Genomic DNA, 22,751 nt, shown 5'->3' on the forward strand with positions numbered 1-22,751 from the left:
TTCTTTACATAGTTTGGTTTTTTCTTGCCGACTTACTTACAGTCAATTCAAAATTTATTAATTATTTTTAAAATTTGAATTTTGAATTTTGAATTCTCGCGTTCGCGTAGCGTGTCCGTTCGGCGTTCGCCCTTGGCGTGCGCTCTGCGCTCAGCCGTGCCGAAGGCATAGGACTCAGCGAGGCTCAGGTGGATAATAAGTTCAATTTTTCAGCAATGTACGCTCCCACAACAGCTTCCGAACATTTCTTATTCCACCAATTCAAAGATTCCTGGTGTTTTTCTTGCATGAGTTGCTTGTTTGTAAGCAGCTTTTTTAGTATCTCCTCTAATTCGCCCCAATCTCTTATCTGAATAGCAGGTGATCCATCTAAAAACCATCGTGGAGGTAAAACTTCCGTTACTAAGATGCAACCATATCTCATTCCTTCAAACAAGCGAATGGTTTCAAACGAAGTACCTCTAGGGACAATGCATATTTTGGTATTCATCATTCTTTCAGAATAGCTGTTTCCACCTTCATTCATTGAATAATGAAAACCAGGAGTAATTGATAATTCAATTTTATATTCAGGATATTTTTCCTTGAAACTATTTAAACTTGATACCATTAATTTTCGAGAAAGGGTTTTTGGAGTTCCCAACCAGTACTTCAAAGACCATACAGGTAATGGTACCTGAACTAAGCTGCCAGCAAAAAAAAGTTCATAGGGGCGTGCTTCTATATCCTTAATTGGCAAATCCTTTGAGTTGCCATAGCCCTGTGGAATATCGTAGATGGGTGGAATTTTGGCTGTGCCGGATAGCAAACTCTTAAACTTGTAAAACTGATAATTTACCACCCAAGGCAAGCGTAAAACCAAGATTCTGAGAAATTGAATCAGTGTCAAAAGGTTTATCAAAGAAGGCTTGAGGAAGGGATTACACCCAAGCATTGGGGATGTGCCAAGGCACTTAAATACAGCCTTGACCTTATGAAAATATTTTGGTATGCGACACCATTCATCTCCCAGCACGACAGCAACAACATTTTGTCCATATGATGGGAGTTCATCAATTTCGTCCCAAGTTATATAAAATATTAAACCGCTGAGATTCAAACTTTTTTCCATAGCCTGGAATACTTTACTAAAATAATCACTTAAGCCGAGTTCAGTCGGTGGATTAGGGTCGTATATATTCCAAGGAATTGGCTTTTGACCTCGTTTTATATAAATATAGTAATGATTGGATGGCTTAATTTGAGACATAGGGCTGAAGTTATAAAAACGTATAGAGTACAAACAATCGGAAGGCTCAACGGTTGCTCCCCTGACATCTCAAAAATGGTGAAAAAAGTTTAATAAACACCAAAAATTTTGACTTTTCAGACATCCTCTAAGCTCTAAGGCGCTGAAAGCCATAGACAGCGGTAGTTGCACGGATATTGAAGGGCGCAAGCTAATAGCTTCCCAATATTAGCCCAATAATTTGTTTTCAGCCAATGCTGCGCAACAACGTTGCGCGACAGCACTGATTACAACTGCTTTCCTTGCTTGAGCATAGCTTGCCCTCTGCCATGTGCCTTTCTTTGGTAATTAAGGGTATTCCAACAAATAAATTATCCAATGCAATGTTGTGGGGTGGGCTTCTAGCCATTGGTGTCAACAATCACGTTCAAACCTTTATTCCACGTTGATTTACCCCACCCCCAACCCCTCCCCTTACAAAGGGGAGGGGAGATTTTGGCACGAGACAAAACCGGGGTGGGGTAGAACGAGAATTGTGAGCAAGTATAAAGGCGTGATATGCCGTAACTACAAAGTTTTCAGCTTAAGTTGACACGTATGGCTTCTAGCCCGCCCAGTTTATAGGACGGACGCCACCAATCCCATCCCACAAGAAAAGGTTGGATATTTTTTATTTGGAAGTCCCTAAGCTGCTGCTTGTGCAATTAATTGGTTAGCAATCTGCTGCGCCAAGTTAATCGGAATTGCAAATCCCAGTCCTTGGGCACCTTGAATAATAGCAGTGTTCACACCAATGACTTGTCCTCGTTGATTTAGCAGGGGTCCACCTGAGTTACCAGGGTTAATAGCAGCATCGGTTTGAATAAAGCCAACTTCGCGATTTCGGGAACCTAATGCACGACTCGTGCGGTCGGTTGCACTGATAATGCCTACTGTCACGGTGTTGTCTAAACCCAGAGGATTACCGATCGCGATCGCCCATTCTCCAGGTTTCAACTGGTCAGAATTACCAAGACTCACAACCGGCAGATTATTAGCCTGAATTTGAACTACTGCCACATCTGTTGATTTATCCTGCCCTAAAACTCGACCTGTGAAGCTTTGACCGTTTTTCAAAGTTACAGTCACCCTGTCTGCTCCACCAACAACGTGAGCGTTTGTCAGAATAAGACCATTCGACCTAATAATGAACCCTGAACCTGTACCTCTTGCCACCCGTGTACCATATGTATATGGATTTCTTACGGTGCGTGTAGAGTCAATCCGCACGACAGCAGATCCGGTTCTTTCTACCGCAGAGGAAACAAAGTTAGTATCTGTGTTGCCAATGGATGCAGAAGGTAATTGAGCAATTGGTTGCTGAGACAGCACTGGATTTGTGGGCATGAAATGTCCGCCCAACATAGCCGTTGCAGCTCCTAAAGATACCAAAGACAAATTAGTGAGAGACTTCTTCAAAGAAAAAAGAAAAGACATTTTAGATTTCCTATAAATGAGGATGGTTTGACACAGAAACATTGGAGACAAACGCCGTTTTCCTCACCCACGTTCCTTAGCTAGCGTTAACAATCTGCTTGACAAGATCCAGCCCTAGCTGAGTCGTTTCATTTAACAGTTTTGGGTCTACCTTTTTATCATTTGGCGTGTGGTAGTTCGGCTCGTCACCTCGGTAGAAGAACAGAATCGGCACGTTTTTATCAGCAAACGATGCATGGTCGCTACCGCCAGATGAGCCAAAAGTTTTCACTTGAGGGTCAATATTTCGCGCAAATGTCGTTAAAGATGACGTACCACCAATTCCTAACTGGTTGTTGACGCCAACCATATCGAAATTGACCATAGCTTTCAGCCCTGAGAGAAACTGCGGCTCAGCCGCGTTCACAAAAGCCCGCGAACCGTGCAGCCCGTCTTCTTCACCATCAAAGGCGATGAACCAGGCTTGACGAGCAGTCGGTGTATTAGATAGATTACGGGCAAGAGCCAGGACAACTGCTGTTCCCGAAGCATTATCGTTTGCTCCCGGAGAACCAGGTACTGAGTCGTAATGCCCACCTAGAATAATTTTGGGTTGAGTCACACCTGCAAGATGTGCTATAATATTGCGCCCATTAACAACACGCCGCTGCGCATTTACATTCAAATTGACATTCAGGGGTACGCTTTGCACACGTTGAATTAAGGGATTACCTTGCTTACCAGAAAGCCCTAGTACAGGAATTTTTACCTCCTCAGCGAGCGTTCCGTACACATCGCCTTGTTGATTGTTGACAATAACCAAACCCACGGCACCAGCAGCAGCAGCATTTTTCGCTTTTTCAGAAAAACGAATTTCACCGCGCCGGACAATGGCGATCGCCCCCTTAACATTCACAGCAGCAAAATCAGCTTTGCGTCCGACATTAGGAATTGCTACCAGTGGCGCATTCAATTTTCCTGCGACTGTCCCATTGAGTGCTTTCCCCTCAACCGTCGCTTTATCAACAGTGAGGTTTGAGCCTAAGTCTTGAAACTTGGGATAAGTAAAAGTTTGAACTTCAGCCACATAACCAGCTTTGCGGTACTGTTCGATGAGATAAGCGCTTGCCTTTTCCATGACTGGTGTGCCAGCGACTCGCGGACCAAGATTCACTAAAGCTTGTACATCTGTAAAAGTGCGGTTGGACTCCTGAACCTCAACAGCTTCTTGAGTACGATTTGGCTGGGCAATACAAGCTGTAGGAAGTCCAACCAAAACAGCTACCAGCGCCGTTTGTAACCATGATTTTGCTAATGTTTTAAATAGAAAAATTGATCGAAATTTCGTGTTCGTCACCTTTGTACCTACAGCTATGAATCGCAGGTTCTCAAACGTATGCAATCAGGCGACCACAAATAATCACACCAGTCCAAAGTACAAGGGAAATGACTGCGATCGCCCTAACCACTCTTGGAGTTCTCACACCCCGGTTCCAGAACTTAACCGATTTAAAAGCCACTCTATGAAAAAAAGCCGCATTCACCCCAGCAGCGCACAACAGCAAAAGCTTCAGGCGAAAAGCTGGATTTGCTGCTATTTGGGTTGCATTCACTGCAAACATGAGAAAACCTGATAGCACGACAACCGCAAAACTTAGGAAAGACCAAGGCAAGAGGTATCGTGCCATATCTGTTACCAACAGGTGGCGGGAGAAACCAAGTAACCTTAAATCGAACAAAGCAACTGAGCCAAAGACAATGGCTAGACCAAGAATGTGTGTCGTTGAAATAATTGGGTAAAGCCATAGCCACTGGCGAATCAGTGAGGACAAGGCACTGTTTTCTAACCACAGCCACCAGGTTGTATCAGCAATGTGCATCAGCGCAGTTCTACTGTTTGCTTACCTATAGTAATTCGCTCTGCCCGCATTTCATTAACATCCGTGCGATGAGGGTAGCCTACTAGCCTCACTTGCTGTCCAACCTGCAAAGCGCTTTGGGGTAACCCACGTCTCTGCAATCGGGCAGGTGGTGCAAGGACTGCTTGCCACACTTTATTATCATCTGTTTTCACTTCTATTGTGGTGTGCGGATTTCCATAACTGATATTCTGGATTTCTCCAGAGAGGTTAAGCGTTTGCTCGTTGTTGTACTCACTCCATCCGTGATGGGCGCTCGCATTTTCAGTTGCAGAAGCTAGGAAAGTTGCAATTGTTGCTGCAGTTAGCGCAGCATGCATAAATCCTTTTTTAACCATGGCTTTGTCTATCTGTTGCTGATTATCCATGATTCCATTCCTGCTTTTGTTAAGTTTTCGTCTGGAGTTTTGAGTAAAAAGTGTCACGGTAATTTTTTGGTCTTCTCTACTAAGCACTTACAACTGTTTTGGTCAATTCACCACTACAGTCTTTCCACCAATCGTGATTTGCGACGCTCCCATTTCGTTGGAACGATTGTAAGCGGGCCATCCTACCACAGTTGCAGTGGAGCCTACCTTGAGAACGCTCTGGGTTAATCCTTGCCACTGCGCCTGAGTTGGTGATGGCAAGTCAATCTTCCAAACTTGCTTCGAGCGACCAGTTGTTTGAAGTTGCATACGAATGTGGGGACTCGTATATCTGACTGCTTTAATCACGCCTGTGATTGTCCGTGGATTTCCGAGATCATAGTTTGTGTAATAGCCGTGATGTGCCGCTACCTCTCCAGGAAAACCAAGGCTCGCAACTACGGTAATTATGGCTACCCAAAACAACTTAGAGCGTGCAATCATACGTTTGGCGGTGTTAAGTTTGGAGAAATTTAGGTGTGTACAAGAACCCCGCCCCCAACCCCTCCCCGCAAGCAGGGAGGGGAGCATGCACTGGCGGGGTGCGGTTTACGCTCATTGTGAATGATAAACCAATCATGGTATGACAGACCTTTGATATTCTTGTTATTTCTTAGTGTGATGGACAAGTATGACAAAAAAATGTCAGTGCCTCTGGGTAAAGATAAAAAATTGGGCGTTGCTGATTTGAAGTATGAATCCAAGTGTAGAGACGTGACGCCAGTCGCCTAGGTCGGGAAACCCTCCAAAGAGCGCTGGCTCACCATGGTACGTCTCTACAAGGGTTTAGAATCACACGACATCTTTTCCATACATGAATTCAGCAACGCCAAAAATTGAATTCCTCACTCCCCAATCCCCAATCCCTCTACTTCAGAGGTAGTTCAATTTGAAAGGTAGAACCTTGCCCAAGCACACTTTTGGCACTAATGTGTCCTCGGTGCGCTTGCACAATTTGTTGGGCGATCGCCAGTCCTAAACCAAAGCCACCTGTTTGACGCGATCGCGCTGTATCAACGCGATAAAACCGTTCAAATATATGAGGTAAATCTTCCTCCGGAATGCCAATGCCGTTATCTTCCACCTGAATAATGGCTCGCTGAGATTGTGTCACCAATCTTAGTGCAACTGTACCATCAAGAGGAGTGTACTTCAAAGCATTGCTAAGTAAATTTACAATCGCCTGTTTTAACAAATCTGGGTCGGCTTTGAGGTTAACAGGTGACTGGGGTAAGTGAAAAGTAAAATTTAGATTTTGTGCAGCTGCTAGTTGCTGATACTCTTGGGCTATAGGTTGCAGTAGTCCAACAAGGTCTATAGTCTTTAAAGCCGTGTTATTCAGCGGTCCATCCTGACGAGCCAGAAACAACAGATTATTAATGAGATTGCTCATTGATTTAGCAATCCCCGCAATATTTTCTAGACGAAAACGCTGCTCTAATTCATCCTGTGGAGGCATTAAAGCCACTTGTGCATTACTTAAAATCGCAGCCACAGGAGCGCGTAACTCATGAGAAGCATCAGCAGTGAAGCGTTGTAGTTGTTCGTATGCCCGACGAGTTGGTTGCATGGCAAGCCCCCCCAAAAACCAACCAGTAATACCTATCGTCCCTAAAGTTGCTGGTAAAGCCAGTGTTAGAAATAACCTTGCTTTATCTAAGTTTTTACGTAGAGGTGTCAGAGGAACAGCCACTTGAATATAGCCAGTCAACAAATTATCTTGTATAAGTGGCAACGTTAATTCTCGAAACCATTCTTTGCTCGTCGTTACCCCATTTCGATTCTTACTGATTTGAATAGTTTGAAAACCAGGAGCAACAGTTAATTTTCTAGAACCAAACACACCAGTAGAATCAACCAATTCTCCATTGAATTTGTACAACCGAACATACGCAAAACCATTGTTAATTGGTGGTACTGTATCACCAAAAATTGGGACATCCCTTCGCTCAAGCTGTGGTCGTTTATTATACAGTTTATATGGTGGATTTCTGGCGATAGTTTTGCTATCAGAATACAATCTTTCATCAAAAGCCTGAAGCTGTTGCTGAACAATCAGGTAATACGCTATACCAGCAAATGCGATAAGGATGCTCCCCATCGATATTGTAAATAAGTAAGCTAAATTGCGACGGCTACGAACAAACATAATTAGTCATTAGTCATTAGTCATTTGTAGAGACGCTTCAAACAGCGCGTCTCTACATCTTCATTAGTCACAAATTATTCTCCCCTGCTCCCCCATCCCCCCCATCTCATTTTTCCGGAACATTAAGCCGATAACCCATACCATAAACATTTTCCAGCCAATCTTTTGCTTCAACTGTTTGCAGGCGCTGTCGCAGTCGGCGCACTAGTGTTGTCACAGCATTACTTTCTGGTTCTGTCCCCCATCCCCAAAGAGCCTGTTCTATTTGATTGTGAGATAAAATTTGACGAGGATGACGCATCAGATACTCCATCAGTTGAAATTCTCGACCAGATAATTGAGATGTGAGTTGATTTCGCTCAAGAGTTAGGTTATTCAAATCGAGATGTAAATCTGCTAATGTAAGTTTGTCTCCTTGCCAAAGTGGGGAGCGCCTTCTCAAAGCTCTCACCCTTGCTAGCAGTTCGATAATATCAACTGGTTTTACCAAGTAATCGTCTGCTCCGGCGTCTAAACCATAAACTTTATCTGATATTGTGTCCTTAGCAGTCAGCATCAGTACTGGGGAAGTTTTCCCAACGCGTCGATATTCCTGACAAAGGTCAACCCCGCTGACTTTGGGAAGCATCCAGTCTAAGATCAATAAGTCATAATCTTTCTGAGAAAACAGCCACTGAGCCGTTTCTCCATCTTCTATCGCATCAATTGTATGTCCTGCTTTGGTAAGCGCAGCTCGCAGTGGCTCTAATTGGGCTAGGTCATCTTCCACCAGTAAAATTAACATAGGGCGATCGCGCTAAGAAAAGTTTTTTCTTGATCTTAGTGTGCGTAGTATCTGTGACGTGAAGCTACTTAATTTATGCTCCAATCCCGATGGTTAAAGATTTTGCGTTCTTTGGGGTTAGAGTTTTGGCTACCCCTACCACTGCTTGGATTAGCTTTTTGGGTAGGAGGTGGATTTCTGATGGATAGAATATTAAGCCGCTCTCATCAACCAACGAATCCTTTGAAGGTTGAGACATTATCAGCCAAGCAACCGAGAACAGTTGTACTGTCAATCACAGTTCAAATAAAAAAGCATCAAGGTGTTTCAAGAGTCAGAGTTAAGACAGCTTCCAAAGCACTCAAAGAACTAGAATTTGAATTTCCTGTAACAGAACTTAATCAAGTGGAAGCGGCAATTAGCAAAGAGTTACGATTGCCAATCGATGATGTGAGAAAGTTGATGCGCTTTGAAACGGAAAATGGTGATGGAATGAAGTAGTTGCGGTTTCACTCTGGAAAAATGAGATGAGCGAGGGAGTGAGGGAGGGAGGGAGTGAGAACTAATGACCAATGACTAATTACTAATGACCAATGACTAATGTTTTTTTCAAATTTCTGAAGTATTAAAATACACTAGAACAACGAGAACAGTTATAAGCTTTTTCATCGCATTTGCCATGACCCAGACCGCCCTCAATAGATTTTGGGAACTTGTACTCGGAGCGATCGCCCTCAAAGAGGAAGCCTTTGAGCTGATTCAATCGCTACCCCAAGGTGCAATAGCAGCCTTATACATTGTACTTATTGCTGGGTTTTCTCAGGCGTTGGGTCAAGGGACGGTGCTATTCGTCAACCGAGTCAAACCGCTTCGCTTTTTTCTGAGTCTGTTGATTGGATCTGTGTTATTTGTATTCACCGTTTTGTTTTGGGGTTTAAGTACATGGTTGGTAAGCTTTGTACTATTCAAGGTTAATATCCCGTATGGCATCATTTGGTGTACGTTGGGATTTGCCTACGCACCACTGATATTGAGTTTTTTAGTAGCATTGCCTTATTTGGGTGTGCCAATTCAAGTCTTGCTTTCTATTTGGACGCTGTTAGCATTTGTAATGGGCTTGCGCGTCGCCCTTGATCTTACTGCTTGGCAGGCGCTTTCGTGCAGTGTGTTGGGATGGCTTGTATTTCAGATTGTACAGCGCACCATTGGACGACCAGTTGCAATAGTTGGCAAGTGGCTGTCTAATACAGTCGCAGGGACACGGCTGGTTACAGATATGCAAGGACTGGAACAACTTCTGCAAGCAGGACCGCAGATGTTACGTAGAGATAACCAAACTAACGCTGGTGATAGAGACAACGGGGAGGTATAAGTGTGAAGCGAATTACCACATTTTTAGGCATTGTTTTCATTGCTCTACTTTGTACTCTACTCTACCCGCCACTGAGCCATTTGTGGTTAGTTTGGTACAACGCTTTGGGGGGTGCGCTTAAGCTCACAGTTGATTTGTTGCAGATTAGTTTTATTGCCGTTGTCTTCGCCGGACTCCTGGTTCCCCTTGAAGCCTTGGGTTGGTGGGCAGGGTGGTATGGTGATAAAATTGATACTAAAGGTCATTTAGGAATATTAGAGGAAGCAATTCCACCGCAAACAAACGTTGTCCGATATGTCATTTACCTTGATGGTATCGGTCAAGCTTCATTCAAGTATTTCCCAGATGGGGACCAGTTTTTACGCTCTTTAGGGGCAGCTTTGCCAGATAATATTGTGATCATTCGAGGACTTATGCCCTACTCAGTCCTCAATCGACCACTTACGGAAGGCAGCGGGATACTCGCGTCCTTTTGGCGTTTCGCGGAACGACGCAGTCAATCCACTAATGGTGGTATATTCAACGCTTTGCTTGCCATGACGATTAATATTCGCAATCTCCTCGTTGTTGCGGTTTCTGCTGACCAACGCTTTGGACCAATTTATAACCAGGGGACGGCGCAGGTCATGTACAATAGCCTGATTAACCACGGTTACAAACCCGGTAGCGGAGTACCGATTACACTGATTGGTTTCAGCGGTGGTGGACAGATAGCAATGGGAGCGCTTTCGTATCTTAAGCAAGCATTAGATCAGGCACCTATTGAGGTTATTTCCTTGGCTGGTGTGATCAGTGGCAATAACAATGCATTGTTGGTAGAGCATCTCTACCATCTGGTAGGCGACAAAGATCCGGTTGAGCGTTTAGGTCCGATTTTGTTTCCAAAGCGCTGGAGGATATTTTTCTTATCTTACTGGAACCGTGCCAAACGCATGGGGAAAATCACTTTTGTTTCACTCGGTCCAGTGGGGCATATGGGTGCTGGGGGTCCTTTAGATGCCAACAAATTTTTAAGCGATGGTCGCAGCTATCTGCAGCAAACGGTTGACATTATGTCAAGTATTTTGCTAGAGGAGTATCCCTACAATCAAGAACTTGTTAAAAAGAAGATTAGCGATTATGAACGGTATCAGGAAGCAGCGTTTAATCGACCAGAATACTATCCTTTAAACCAGTCGGTAAACCCAGAACTTTATCGACCAATTGCCTCTTGGATGGGACGGCTGATTTTACCGCCTAAAGAGCAACGCCAATCAGGTGTTCTGTTTGAAGTGCATCACGCAGATGAGCAACACAAACACTTGGTGGGACAAGTCGTGTATTTGAAATGGATTGACGATCCTCAATCAAAAGTATCGGTTCAGTCAACCAAAAAGGATGTTCACTTCAACGCCGAAGCATTATACAACTACACACAGGGAAAAATCGTTCCGATTCGGATAAATCATTGGCGTCAGGTGACTCCATTGGAATCGCTGGCTGGTTCAAGACCCAATGATGATATAGTTGTGATGCTGCGCGAGCCAGTTGCAGTTGAACAAAACGGGAAGATAACTCTTTACGTTACCAGTGAACCAGTTCAAATTTCTGGGCGCTTTTATGCGTTAGTGAAGTTTTTGCAGCCCATTCAACAGGGAAGTGAACAATACCGAGTGGTTCATTTCAATCGCAATTCCCGTGAATTTGACTCTGTTGAAGAAGTCGTGCTTTTGCCTGAGGTAATTCCTAATCAAAACGGAATTTCCAACTCAATGAACAGTGGTATCGAAAAGTCTCCCGTCAATGCCTCAGGATGGTATATTTACGGTGCAAAAAATGCTATAGGGATGTTTGTTGTGCAAGCGATCGCCCCCCGTGCTTTGTTGCGAGTCAAACCCCAAGAGGTGATTGTTGGCAGAAAACCAGCGCGTAAATATCTTAGAAAACGCTCTTGGCGGAATATTACCAAGCATAAAGGACAAATACAATCTGTTTTTTTAAGTACAAGGGGTACGGATATCCAAAAAGCAGTCTCCAAATGGCGTGAAGGTGACTGTGCCTTACTTGTACACGTGTATGGCGGTATAGGTGGCAAAAAACGAGAGCCTGCAGCTAAAGCCCCTGTATACTTTGGTCATTCCGCCTATGGAGTGGCAGAGGTGGTGCGGGAACCACTGACAGGTGAGTTGCGCTTTGATATTAGGTATCACCAAGTTTACACTCACAACGGTGATGGGCTGATTGCAGGGACTCTGTCCTGGACTCGTTATATGGGCGATCGCCAGTTTGGTTGGTTAGGAATTCGTCCCGTTTGCGATATCCTGATTAAATTTGATGCTCTCACACAAGACTACGATGCTGATGAAGTCAAGCGCACACCATTGGAACTTTTGAACCGTCAACTGGAAATCATGACAGCGCGTTACCGGATTGGAGATGGTACCGGTGCAACTTATGTTGGTCCTGCAAACAATTGTTCCCAAGATTCTAACCAGGCATTATATGCAGCGATTAGAGCGATTCAGGTTGCCATTCAAGTCAACCCTACAGAGATTAGGTATGCCATCAAAACCAATCCGCAGTTTAAAAATTGGTTACTCCGCCATCCCGAATATGCCACCAGCTTTAAGCAGTTGGTGAAGTTAGCCACAGTACTCAGACATGAGCTATTACCCTTTGGCATCGCACGGGCTGACTGGGAGAACTCTTCCACTACAACTATAGGAAGTTCTCTTGCAGACAGTCCTCTACAACAACTTTTCAGAGCTTTAGTCAGTTGGCGAACTATTCTGCCTCGAAAGGCAAGCGATAGCGTAACGCAGATATTTTTTAAACAAGGAGCATCTATATGGATACTCAGCACCAGTCAGGTAGGCAACCTAGACCCAGATATTGCAGCGATCGCCCCGTTCACTTTTTAGCTGATTCGACGGTACTCGGTTCAGTGCTGGGAGTATGCCACGATTTTACTATTCTTTGGTTTGTCCAGCATCCATCATAACTCATATCATCATGTAGCTTTTAGTTTCAGCTATAAGTTATAGGAAACTAAACTCCATTTGAGGTAATTTTTTAGAACAACTAATAACTTATGATCTGCTGTGGATATCTCGATTCTCGTAAAAACCTTTATTGCAGTCTTTGTTCTTGCGGATGCAGTAGGTAACATACCAATACTTTTGGTTCTCACCAAGGGCATGGAACCAGAAAGCAGAAACAGAGTTATAGATAAAGCCATAGTAGTGGCAATAGGAGTGCTTTTACTCTTTGCCTTTGGTGGTCAATTTATATTACGTTACTTGGATGTCAGCTTGGGGTCTTTGCGAGTCGCAGGGGGACTACTGCTGTTGTTGATTGCCTTACAAATGCTTCAAGGAGAATTAGATACACCTGTTATCGATCAAGAGCGAGATGTCGCAATTACTCCACTTGCCTTGCCACTGCTAGCCGGACCTGGTACTCTGACATCGGTCATGCTGTTGATGTCGGAATCTCCCAGCCCTCATATCAGCGTCATCGTGGGTATTGTCGGGGCAATGTTCTCTAGTTGGTTGATTTTGCGTTTAGCAAACGGTATCGACAAGTGGATTGGTGTAGAAGGAGAAGTGATTATCACCCAGCTTTTGGGTTTTTTACTAGCAGCACTTGCAGTGGAGATTGGCAGTGCGGGGATCAAGGAGTTGTTTTTAACTTAGTGAACAGTGTCAGAATACAGCCAATGCCAATATAGTTAAGTTCAGGGTTATTTGTGACAATTCCATGGGTGTAGAGACGTAGCATGCTACGTCTCTACATAGATTATTAGGCGCTGCAAACCATCTGATCTGAACCTTATTACAGCCAGTGCTATCCTACAAGCAGGATAGACTGATTTTCATCGCCTAAAAGCTCTATTCTGTCAGACTATCAAGTTTAGCCAGTATTCTTAAGCCTTCTTCTGGATTGCCCGTCGCAGCCATTGCTTTAAATCTTGTATTGGCATCAAATTCTGCTAAAGCTATGGTGGAAAGTTCTTCAATCAGCTTATTAACACTTATGCCTTTGGTTTGAGCAAGTTCTTTCAATCTATTATGCTTATCGTCTGGTAAACGAATAGTTAAAGTTGCCATTTTTGTTTAACTCCTAATAATTTCTTCGGGTTTTAATATTGATAAGTTAGGAAATAATAATTCAGCGTTTTGGAAATCTTTTACATTGTGAGTAGCAATAATTTGAGCATTACCTGCAACTGCTAATTCAATTAAGTGATTGTCAGCTTCGTCTTTTAAATTAGGTCGCCATAAATAGTAAATAGAAATCCATTGACTGACGCTCATAAATGATGCAAGTAAAGCAGAAATTTCTTCACTCGTTAAAGGGCATTTGGCGGCAATTTCTGAGCGCTGAATGACTGACTCATACTCAGAAAATAAAGCATTTCCCATCAAAGGCTGATATTCACCTTTCAAGCAGCGTCGAATGAGTTCTCTGCTAGAGCCTTTAGAGCTAATCAGCGCACTAATAAAAACGCTGGTATCAACTACAATTTTAATTGCCATGTTATTATGATAGCATATATGCTATCACAAAAGTTCGAGTCAAAAGACTCAAAAGCGATCGCGCTTAGATAAATATCTGCAATATCGGCTCATGTTTGGTGACAAGGCGATCGCGTTAGGTGAGGGGAAAGAAAACGAACCGCCAAGACGCCAAGAACGCCAAGGAAGAGGGGAGACAACGAGAAAATCTTTCCCGGACTCACCCCCTGATCTCCCTCATTTCCTCTTACTCCAGCCCCAACTTTTGCCGTAACGGTTTTGGCACATTAATAGCTGTCTGCAACCCTTTCACATCCTCCCACTTTGTATTTTCATCCCAGCGGATGTCTCCGAATAATTCATTGCTAAGATTTGCGCCCCTGAGGTCTGCGCCCCTGAGGTCTACGTCCCTAAGGTCTGCGCCCCTGAGGTCTGCGTCCCTGAGGTTTGCGCCACTGAAGTTGGAACTGTTGAGATTGCTACCAAACAGGTTTGCGCTGCTGAGGTTTGCGCCACTGAAGTTGGAACTGTTGAGATTGCTACCAAACAGGTTTGCGCTGCTGAGGTTTGCGCCACTGAAGTTGGAACTGTTGAGATTGCTACCAAACAGGTTTGCGCTGCTGAGGTTTGCTGCGCTGAAGTTGGAACTGTTGAGGTTGCTACCAAACAGGTTTGCATCACTAAGGTCTGCGCCACTGAAGTTGGAACTGTTGAGGTTGCTACCAAACAGGTTTGCGCCGCTAAGGTTTGCTTTAGAAAGAAATTGCCCAACTGTGACTGAAAATTTTTCAACGTTAATGCAATAGCTATAGCCGATGATGCGAAGTAATCGCGTTTCATCAAAACCTTCACTATCCTTTTGACCACAGGGATAGAAGGCTATTTTGTCTTTCAGATCATCTCGCTCTTGAGCATATCGATGCAACTCCAACAGCAAAATCATCACATTCAACCCTGCATAAATATCCACTTGACGCTGACCCAGCTTAATTCCTTGTTTTTGCAATTCTCGCGCTTTTCTTTGGGGCAAAGTTTCTTCAGTGGAGTCAATAAATTCCCCATCACACCAACGTTGATAAAAATCTTCTAACCGCTGAAATAACTGCACTGGTTGAAATTTATTGCTGCTTGTGGGATGGGCATCTTGCCCGTCCCCAATTAACAAACCCATCAAATATTCTACAATCTCCTGTGTTAGTGCACCATAGCCAAGTAAATCGTAAATTTGCTCATACAGTTGCTTATCGTCAATATTGAAAGTTTTACCCCGCCTGCCTGGTTCTGTCCATTCCACCAAGCTATCTTTCAGTCGTTCAGCACAAAGAAATTCTCCAAAACTCTTGTGGAAAAATTCAACTCCACCGCTGCTGTTTGACTTGAGATAAAAAGCACTCAATGCCGTTTTCAGCGCTTCTTCTCCCAGTCCTTTTTCTGCTCTTTCAATTAATTGTCTCGCTTCGTCGTCTTGCTGTAAGCGTGCTTTCACCATTTGCATGGAAGCACTTTCTCCCCCTGACTGCACGACACACACGGCTGCTTCTGCTAACAGCCGCCGTAACGCTTCTGGGTTTTGTTTGGTCAGTTCATAATTTAAATCAGGGTGGCGGTCGTCAGAACGCTGTTTTGTCAGTACCCAGTCTAATGCTTGTTCGTAAGCTAAAATTTTCGCTGCTGTACCACTGGCTTGCTCAAACTTGCTAATATCTAATTTGTCATCTCGATGCATTGCCGCCAACATATACAGCAAGAGTGGTTCTTTTGCCAATTCCTGAACTTGCTTTGGGCAGCGGTCATTATCTTGCAAAAACTGCTGAAATGCTGTACTTTTATCTGTGTCAAAATGCTTTCGCCAGTTGGTAAACCATTGGTTTTGCAATTTGGCGTTCATTTCGGCAATTTCCACCCGTTCCAGATTTGCTGGTAGGCGGTCAATGCCATGCAAAGCCATTGCTCTGCCTGTAATTAAGACTCGATGTTTTCCGTTATAATCAAATTGAAATGTCCCTATTTGCCTGAGAAATCTTTCTACGCTTTGGTTACTGCTGCGCTCAATTCGCAACTCATCAAAGCCATCTAAAATAAACAAAAATCTTTTGTGAGCATCAGTTAGCCAGCCATCATCGCTTTGGGCGAAATCATACTTTACTCTTGAGCGTAAGGTTTCTTCTAAACTCGGCTGAAATTCATCAATATCGCGAAGGCGAATCAAAATTGGTGTCCACATTGGATGTAAATACTGCCGCACCCAATCAGCAAACATGCGGCAAAAAACACTTTTACCTCTTCCAGGTCCACCTTGAATAAAGATAACTTGCCTTTTTTTATTTGCGTCTTGGTCTAGGAGAATATTTTTCGCCCAAGTTTCTAAATCACATGGCGCTGGCTTATCATCCATATCACCATTTTTATCAACGTTTCTTGCCTTCAGTGGCACATAAATATCTCTAAAGGAGAAGGTTTCATTAAATACTGGTTCATCTGGTTTTGGGGCAATTTGTTCTTCTAGGTACTGGTCGATGCTGTCGTATTTTTTGAGTGCTTCTAGTCCACCATTGCGATATAATTCTGCTAGTTGCTTGACTGACTCACCAGCTTGTGATAATGCTTTAATAAAGTGAGGTTCGCTATTAAAGGCAACTCGTTCAGCAAATGTCCGCGCTTCATCTTCCCCGAGTCCTGCTTGTTGCAACCGTGCTGATAAGACTTGATTGTATTCTTGCGCCAATTCCGAGTTAGGGAAGGAAACTATTGCTCGCCTGGTAGCTTTAGCATCTAATTCAAAATCACCAAGTTTTTGAAGTTGTTTTCTTACCGCTTCAGTATGAGGTTTGCTATTCCAATGAGCTAATATGCTCTGGTTGTCTGGTAAAGATATAATTTCCTTGAAACTTTCAAGATATGCTGCCTGACTGAGCAAAGTTACGCATTCTTCCAAGATTGGTTCTTTACGAGTGATGTGGCGGTACAACCTGAGTATAGCTATAGCAATTGGTACAAAAGGCAAGCCTGCACCCACCACTTGCACTGTTGGTGAACACAACACTTCCAAAAGAGAGGAAGACTGTTCCACCAGAGGTTTCAACAGTTCCAGGTTTTTACCTTGCTCTTGGAGGGTTTTTGCTCCTTCCAAAACTGCCTTGCCAGACTCAACTGTTGTCTCCAAAGTCTCTGTTGAAAATAATTCCCTAAAACCTCTCCAGATATGCGATAAGCGCTTTCTCATGCGCCAGCCTCTGTATAATTACTGATTACATAGAGTTTAACTTACAATTGCGGGTGTGGGGTTTGGGGCAATACGGTTCGGTTAACCTCTGCCCCACCCCCTCTCCTGCAACCAGAGGGGATGAAGACTCCCCATTGGTGTCAACTTACAGCTATTTTCAGGTAAATAGACCACATTTGCCGTAGGGGCACAGCATTGCTGTGCCCTTACAGTGTGGTTCAAATACGTGAAAACTGCTGTAAGGTGAAAACCAGTATAGAACAAGCTTTAAGAGATTGCCTCGTTCCCAGCCTGAGGCTGGGAATGCAGCCTTAGGAGGCTCTGCCTCCCTTAAGAGCGGCAGAGCCGCTTCAATTGCCTTTCCAGGTTCCACCTGGAAACGAGATTTTACAAGGGTTTTAGCTTAAGTTGGCACCAATGAAGACTCCCCCCTTCCCTACCAGGGAAGGGGGGTTGGGGGGTTAGGTTTGCCTTACGCCATCTCTACACCCAACCTAAATGAACACTAAATTTGGAAGGGAAGACGCTGATTACAAAAGACCCAGCTGTTGCTTTAACGCTTCTGGCACATTAACTGCGGTGTCGAGTCCACGTACACTCTGCCACTCCAGATTTTCATTCCAGGTCATTTCTTCAAGGTTGGCATCGCTGAGGTCTGCATCAGCGAGAATAGCATAACTGAGATCAGTGTAACTAAGGTCGGCACCACTGAGGATAGCACCACTAAGATTACTACCACTCAGGTTAGCGCTGCTCAAGTTGGCATAACTCAGGTCACTACCAAAAAGCATGGCATTGCTGAGGTCAGCACCACTGACATCGGCTTCGGTGAGAAGAACTCCACTGAGGTCGGCTTCGTTGAGAATGACTCTACTCAGGTCTACGCCACTGAGATCCGCACCTAAGAGAATAGCGCTTTTGAGGTTAGCGCCGTTGAGTTTTGCGCCGTTGAGTTTGGCATAACTTAGGTCAGCTGCGACGAGAATAGCGTCTGTGAGGTTCGTACTAAAGAGAATTGTATCGCTCAGGTTAGTGCCTCTGAGGATAGCACCACTGAGGTCAGCACCGCTGAGGTCTGCGCGGCAAAGGTCGGCATGACTGAAGTCTACGCCGTTGAGGTGTGCATCACTGAGGTTAGCACCAAAGAAGATGGCGTCAGTAAGATTGGCACCAGAAAGTTCAGCATCTCTGAGGTTAGCACCTGTCAAGTTGGCACCTCTGAGGTCAACATTGGTGAGATCAGCACTACTGAGGTCGGCACTACTGAGGTTAGCATGGCTGAGGTTGGCTCCACTCAGGTTCGCACCACACAAATTGGTACTGCTGAGGTCGGTACGCTTGAGGTTAGCACCGCTGAGGTTAGCACCGCTGAGGTTAGCATCACCGAGGTTAGCAGTGCTGAGGTTGGCTCCACTAAAGTTGGTACCTGTGAGGTTAGCATCACCCAGGTATGCGCTATTGAGGTTAGCACGGCTAAAGTTGACACCCGTCAAGTTGGCATCACCAAGGTATGCACCGCTAAAGTTGCCTCTTGTGAGAAATTCCCCAACAACATTACTAAAATTTCCAATTTCAATTGCATCGCTGTAGTTAATGATCCGAAGGAGTTGGGAAGTGAAAAAATGGTCTTTATCCCTTTGACCAGAGGGATAAAAGATAATTTGATGCTTCAGATCATCTCGCTCTTGAGCATAGCGGTGTAACTCCAAAAGCAAAATCATCACATTCAGTCCCGTATTGATATCTACCTGCCTTAGTCCGATCGCAATGTTTTGTGCTTGCATCTTCAGCATCTTTTTCAAAGGCAAGTTATGAGCAGGTGAAGCATCAATAAATTCTCCCTGACACCAACGGCGGTAAAAATCTTCTAAACGTTCGAAAAGCCGCACTGGGTAAAATTCATTATTAGCCATGAGCTTTCTCATGACTTGTGCTAAAATTTCAGGTTTTAGGGTACCACCACCCAATATCTCGTAAATCTCTTCATGGAGTTGCCGAGCGCCTTTATTTGCGGTTAAACTGCTCTTCGATTTTGTCCATTTTTGCAAACTTTTTCGTACTCTCTCCTGAAATATAAATTCTCGCGAATTGCCTGGGGAACACTCAACTCTTTTGCCCTGCTTATTATGAATTTTTCTTAAAGGCAAAACTGTCTCGCAGCTAAGAAATGTTTTCTTTAACATCTCTTTGAACCAATGCCCCTTCGCACAAGTTCTCAAAAGCTGACAAATTTGAGAGAAATGTGACATAATTGTCATATTTAATACTATGCACCTGCTGATGAACTAAAGCCGAGATGAAAAAATTTGCTTGCCTAATAGAGTTTCAGGCACTGGAGAAAATCGTATGAGTTAGTACCATATTTCATGAGAATGACGTAATAATGCAGACTATGGATAAGCAGATTAAGGGCGGGAAGCTCCTTTGTATTAGGCTATGCCTTTGGGCAAAAAATGTCTGCTTAAAAAGTTTTTCGTTTGTCAGTAACCTCCTGTTTTTATTTCAGTTGTTATACTAACTTCTCTACTTCTTTCCGAGACAGATGTAAAGATAATACGAAGTCTGTGCTAAAGAAGCAATTGTTGGGAAAACTCCTACTGTAAGAGACTACAACAAAGCTGAAAAATCGTATCGACAACTGGCTTTTGAAAGGTGACCGCTTGTCATTAAGCGATAAAGAGTGTTTACAGATATTACCACTTAGTTAAAGAGAGTATGAGGCAGCTTTGTTACACAGATATTGGAAATAAAATAGAAATTAAGACTGGGGACAGATTGGATGAGAAGATTTACTAGTTGTGTTATTGTGTTGCATTGTTTATTTTTAGGTATACCAGCTTCTAGCGCTAAATCACAGGCTGTGAACACGGTTGACACCGGTATAAGAACACGCGCGAAAGTTGGTGAAAAACTCTTTGCGTCATCGAAATCGTCTCAGTCTGGAACACTAAACGCTACAAACTTCCAGAAACTCGGGCTACCACCACAGCAAGTCTGGGTGATTGATGGGAAGCAACAACCACAGCGTCAATCTTTTATGTGGGTAGTTAAAGATACTAAAAAAGCTGAACAGCAACCATTTTTGCAAGTACAGAACATTCTAGATAAGCCTGCTAAGCCGGATGAAAAAACTGATGTCACCCCAAAACCAGCAAAAAAGGAGGAATTAGAGCCGTTTGAAAAAGTTGTAAAAGATACTGAAATACTACAGGGATTGTTTACTCTGTATCGAGATAAGGAAAAAAATAAAATTTATCTAGAAATTAAGCCGGAACAGCTTAATAAAAATTATTTAGCTACAGCAACGTTAGAATCTGGCATTGGCGAAGCTGGGATCTATAGTGGGATGCCGTTGCAGGATTTTTTGTTTTATTTACAACGGGTGAATAACAAATTGCAATTTGTGGTTCGCAATGTCAATTTTCGCACCAATGAAGGAGATCCACAAGAGCGATCGCTCGCCCGATCTTTCAGTGACTCAGTTCTCTACTCAGTTACCATTAAAAGCATACATCCAGAACGCAAAACAATTCTCATCGACTTGGGCGACGTGCTGCTAACAGACTTGGCTGGATTATCTTTCAGTTTAGGAGTTGCTCCAGCCGCAGATAAATCCTATTTTGGAACTGCGAAAGCCTTTCCCCAAAATATGGAAATCGAGTCAGTGTTGAATTTCACCAACACCCGTGTCAATATTGAAAAGCTCCGTTTTGGTGCGCTTCCAGACCCTCGAGGCTTCACTTTACGCGTTCATTATAGTCTGTCGCAACTTCCTGACAACAATTACCGATCGCGTTTAGCCGATGAGCGTGTAGGCTATTTTATCACCGCTTACCAAGACTTATCCAACGACGAGCGTAAAGAGCCATTTGTCCGCTACATTAACCGCTGGCATTTAGAAAAACAAAACCCCAGCGCTGCCGTTTCTCCACCCAAAAAACCCATTGTCTTCTGGATTGATAACGCAGTACCCCTAGAGTATCGCGATGCGATCAAAGAAGGCGTCTTGATGTGGAATAAAGCCTTTGAAAAGGCAGGATTCAAGGATGCAATTCAAGTGCGTCAAATGCCGGATGATGCCACCTGGGATCCAGCAGATATACGCTACAACACAATCCGCTGGATTAACACGGTAGATGGATATTTTGCTCTGGGACCATCCCGCGTTAACCCTTTAACTGGTGAAATTATAGATGCAGACATTCTCGTAGATGGCAGCTTTATACGCGCACTCAAGAATGAGTATCCTAAAATTGTACAACTCAATCAAACACAAAATCAGACGCCGCTGTCTGCGTTGATGGAAAGCAGCCTGCTTTGCACTAATAAATTAGAGGCAAAAAATAGCGAACCCACGCAGAATTTGGAAATGGAGGGGTTAACCAACAATTTATCAAAACTGGCAGGTCAGTACGACCTTTGCTATGGTATGGAAGCTGCTAACCAATTTGCTTATGGTTCACTGGCAATGAAGCTTTTGCGAGACGCCCCGCCAAGTAATGAGCAAATGAAAGACTATATTCATCAATATTTACGGTTAATTATTGCTCATGAAGTGGGACACACATTGGGGTTAAGGCATAACTTCCGTGGAAGCACTCTGCTGAGTCCAGAACAGATGAACAATAGAGATATCACTCGCAGCAAAGGTCTGATTACGTCAGTGATGGACTATATTCCACCAAATCTTGCACCCCGAGGCACTAAGCAGGGAGATTATTTTCCCAAGATGATCGGACCTTATGATGAGTGGGCGATTCAGTACGGCTACACACCAATTCCAGCAGCAACTCCCACAACAGAAAAACCATTTTTGGATAAGCTTGCCAACCAATCAGACAAGCCTGAGTTGAGTTATTCCACAGATGAAGATGTGTTTGACCTTGATCCCACTGCCAATGCTTGGGATAACAGCAGTAATGTGCTGCTTTATTCTCATTGGCAATTGGATAATGCGCGGGTTATGTGGCAGCGTCTCAATCAGGTTGACCTCTCTTCTGGCGAGAGTTTTAGTGATGTCAAAGAAGAGTTTGGCACAGTATTCAGTAACTATTTCCAAAATATTTACTACATTACAAAATATGTTGGCGGTCAGTCTTTCTACAGGGTTCAACCTGGTGATTCCCGAGGGCAATTACCATTTCAGCCAGTCCCTGTGGAAAAACAACGGCAGGCGTTAGAGATTATAGAAAAGTATGTCTTTGCTGAGGATGCTCTCAGCTTCCCACCAGAACTGCTGAATAAATTAGCACCTTCGCGTTGGCGGCATTGGGGCAGTTCTCCCCGGACTGGTCGTTTGGACTTTCCAATTCATGATTGGGTGTTGTTTATGCAGGGTTCGGTGTTGTCGGATTTGCTGTCAAGCGATCGCCTTTCCCGCCTTAAGGACATCGAACTCAAAACTCAACCCAATCAATCTCTGTCTTTACCTGAATTATATGATACATTGCAAAACAGTATTTGGACTGAGGTTCTGAAACCAAACGGCAAGCCGATGGTCATTTCCAGTCTTCGCCGAGGCTTACAGCGGCAATATGTAGACTTATTGACTCGCATGGTTTTGCGAAAAGAACGCGTACCGGAAGATGCTCGCACATTAGCTTGGTATAAACTTAGACAATTAAATGAGAAACTGGATGGCGTGAGTTCAAACGACGAGTACACTAAGGCGCATTTGCTAGAAACGCGCGATCGCATTAACAAAGTCTTGAACGCCCAAGTGCAGGCGAATTAGTAGAA

Annotated in this window: 17 protein-coding genes; 5 read left to right on the plus strand and 12 right to left on the minus strand. The window is 43.9% G+C overall.

The genetic code is table 11. The features are described 5' to 3' along the window. Positions 1-184 precede the first annotated feature (184 nt). From AACT52_RS26450 to AACT52_RS26485, 8 genes are all read right to left on the minus strand, one after another. Positions 185-1,249, minus strand: coding sequence for an exostosin family protein (locus AACT52_RS26450; RefSeq protein ID WP_073634007.1), 1,065 nt, complete (start codon positions 1,247-1,249; stop codon positions 185-187). Positions 1,250-1,912: 663 nt separating this feature from the next. Beyond that, entirely contained in the window at positions 1,913-2,704 is a 792-nt protein-coding gene (locus AACT52_RS26455; RefSeq protein WP_073634008.1) for a trypsin-like peptidase domain-containing protein, read from the minus strand. Between the two features lie 76 nt (positions 2,705-2,780). Next, complete coding sequence (locus tag AACT52_RS26460; protein ID WP_233154080.1) at positions 2,781-4,040, minus strand: M28 family peptidase; 1,260 nt, start codon at positions 4,038-4,040, stop codon at positions 2,781-2,783. A gap of 31 nt (positions 4,041-4,071) precedes the next feature. Next, on the minus strand, positions 4,072-4,563 hold the full coding sequence (locus AACT52_RS26465; RefSeq protein WP_073634009.1) for a DUF6644 family protein: 492 nt from the start codon (positions 4,561-4,563) through the stop codon (positions 4,072-4,074). Continuing rightward, on the minus strand, positions 4,563-4,970 hold the full coding sequence (locus AACT52_RS26470) for a DUF6152 family protein (protein ID WP_083630567.1): 408 nt from the start codon (positions 4,968-4,970) through the stop codon (positions 4,563-4,565). The genes AACT52_RS26465 and AACT52_RS26470 overlap by 1 nt, the downstream gene beginning before the upstream one ends. 102 nt (positions 4,971-5,072) lie before the next feature. Continuing rightward, positions 5,073-5,453: a DUF6152 family protein gene (locus AACT52_RS26475; RefSeq protein WP_073634010.1), complete on the minus strand. Its 381-nt coding sequence runs from the start codon at positions 5,451-5,453 to the stop codon at positions 5,073-5,075. A gap of 424 nt (positions 5,454-5,877) precedes the next feature. Next, entirely contained in the window at positions 5,878-7,158 is a 1,281-nt protein-coding gene (locus tag AACT52_RS26480) for a sensor histidine kinase (protein ID WP_073634011.1), read from the minus strand. Between the two features lie 106 nt (positions 7,159-7,264). After that, entirely contained in the window at positions 7,265-7,942 is a 678-nt protein-coding gene (locus tag AACT52_RS26485; RefSeq protein WP_073634012.1) for a response regulator transcription factor, read from the minus strand. A 75-nt stretch (positions 7,943-8,017) separates the two neighbouring features. On the opposite strand from AACT52_RS26485, the gene AACT52_RS26490 reads away from it, so the two are divergent. The 4 genes from AACT52_RS26490 (at position 8,018) to AACT52_RS26505 (ending at position 12,967) form a co-directional block, all read left to right on the plus strand. Next, on the plus strand, positions 8,018-8,422 hold the full coding sequence (locus tag AACT52_RS26490; protein WP_073634013.1) for a hypothetical protein: 405 nt from the start codon (positions 8,018-8,020) through the stop codon (positions 8,420-8,422). A gap of 178 nt (positions 8,423-8,600) precedes the next feature. After that, positions 8,601-9,293 carry a YIP1 family protein gene (locus AACT52_RS26495; RefSeq protein WP_073634014.1) on the plus strand — a complete coding sequence of 231 codons (693 nt, stop codon included), beginning with the start codon at positions 8,601-8,603 and terminating at the stop codon, positions 9,291-9,293. A 2-nt stretch (positions 9,294-9,295) separates the two neighbouring features. Further along, on the plus strand, positions 9,296-12,193 hold the full coding sequence (locus AACT52_RS26500; RefSeq protein WP_233154081.1) for a CAAX protease: 2,898 nt from the start codon (positions 9,296-9,298) through the stop codon (positions 12,191-12,193). Positions 12,194-12,373: 180 nt separating this feature from the next. Continuing rightward, positions 12,374-12,967: a MarC family protein gene (locus tag AACT52_RS26505; protein WP_041035218.1), complete on the plus strand. Its 594-nt coding sequence runs from the start codon at positions 12,374-12,376 to the stop codon at positions 12,965-12,967. A gap of 195 nt (positions 12,968-13,162) precedes the next feature. Here AACT52_RS26505 and AACT52_RS26510 read toward each other — a convergent pair whose 3' ends face one another. From AACT52_RS26510 to AACT52_RS26525, 4 genes are all read right to left on the minus strand, one after another. Continuing rightward, complete coding sequence (locus AACT52_RS26510) at positions 13,163-13,381, minus strand: toxin-antitoxin system HicB family antitoxin (RefSeq protein ID WP_073634016.1); 219 nt, start codon at positions 13,379-13,381, stop codon at positions 13,163-13,165. A gap of 6 nt (positions 13,382-13,387) precedes the next feature. After that, a complete protein-coding gene (locus tag AACT52_RS26515) occupies positions 13,388-13,810 on the minus strand; it encodes a putative toxin-antitoxin system toxin component, PIN family (RefSeq protein ID WP_073634017.1) in 423 nt (140 codons plus the stop codon). A 226-nt stretch (positions 13,811-14,036) separates the two neighbouring features. Next, the gene (locus AACT52_RS26520) at positions 14,037-17,012 is read right to left on the minus strand and encodes an NACHT domain-containing protein (RefSeq protein WP_073634018.1); all 2,976 of its coding nucleotides are present in this window, start codon (positions 17,010-17,012) and stop codon (positions 14,037-14,039) included. Positions 17,013-17,542: 530 nt separating this feature from the next. Continuing rightward, the gene (locus AACT52_RS26525) at positions 17,543-19,195 is read right to left on the minus strand and encodes a pentapeptide repeat-containing protein (RefSeq protein ID WP_096549513.1); all 1,653 of its coding nucleotides are present in this window, start codon (positions 19,193-19,195) and stop codon (positions 17,543-17,545) included. A 596-nt stretch (positions 19,196-19,791) separates the two neighbouring features. On the opposite strand from AACT52_RS26525, the gene AACT52_RS26530 reads away from it, so the two are divergent. After that, a complete protein-coding gene (locus tag AACT52_RS26530; RefSeq protein WP_073634020.1) occupies positions 19,792-22,746 on the plus strand; it encodes a zinc-dependent metalloprotease in 2,955 nt (984 codons plus the stop codon). Positions 22,747-22,751 lie beyond the last annotated feature (5 nt).

This window comes from Scytonema sp. HK-05 (genome assembly GCF_963872035.1).
In the GTDB taxonomy this organism is placed as follows: Bacteria; Cyanobacteriota; Cyanobacteriia; order Cyanobacteriales; family Nostocaceae; genus Kalymmatonema.

Coding starts and splice junctions, on each gene's coding strand:
- AACT52_RS26485 (WP_073634012.1), bottom strand. CDS start 7,942: ATGTTAATTTTACTGGTGGAAGATGACCTAGCCCAATTAGAGCCACTG.
- AACT52_RS26475 (WP_073634010.1), bottom strand. CDS start 5,453: ATGATTGCACGCTCTAAGTTGTTTTGGGTAGCCATAATTACCGTAGTT.
- AACT52_RS26455 (WP_073634008.1), bottom strand. CDS start 2,704: ATGTCTTTTCTTTTTTCTTTGAAGAAGTCTCTCACTAATTTGTCTTTG.
- AACT52_RS26480 (WP_073634011.1), bottom strand. CDS start 7,158: ATGTTTGTTCGTAGCCGTCGCAATTTAGCTTACTTATTTACAATATCG.
- AACT52_RS26525 (WP_096549513.1), bottom strand. CDS start 19,195: ATGTTAAAGAAAACATTTCTTAGCTGCGAGACAGTTTTGCCTTTAAGA.
- AACT52_RS26450 (WP_073634007.1), bottom strand. CDS start 1,249: ATGTCTCAAATTAAGCCATCCAATCATTACTATATTTATATAAAACGA.
- AACT52_RS26515 (WP_073634017.1), bottom strand. CDS start 13,810: ATGGCAATTAAAATTGTAGTTGATACCAGCGTTTTTATTAGTGCGCTG.
- AACT52_RS26510 (WP_073634016.1), bottom strand. CDS start 13,381: ATGGCAACTTTAACTATTCGTTTACCAGACGATAAGCATAATAGATTG.
- AACT52_RS26465 (WP_073634009.1), bottom strand. CDS start 4,563: ATGCACATTGCTGATACAACCTGGTGGCTGTGGTTAGAAAACAGTGCC.
- AACT52_RS26490 (WP_073634013.1), top strand. CDS start 8,018: ATGCTCCAATCCCGATGGTTAAAGATTTTGCGTTCTTTGGGGTTAGAG.
- AACT52_RS26470 (WP_083630567.1), bottom strand. CDS start 4,970: ATGGATAATCAGCAACAGATAGACAAAGCCATGGTTAAAAAAGGATTT.
- AACT52_RS26520 (WP_073634018.1), bottom strand. CDS start 17,012: ATGAGAAAGCGCTTATCGCATATCTGGAGAGGTTTTAGGGAATTATTT.
- AACT52_RS26495 (WP_073634014.1), top strand. CDS start 8,601: ATGACCCAGACCGCCCTCAATAGATTTTGGGAACTTGTACTCGGAGCG.
- AACT52_RS26530 (WP_073634020.1), top strand. CDS start 19,792: ATGAGAAGATTTACTAGTTGTGTTATTGTGTTGCATTGTTTATTTTTA.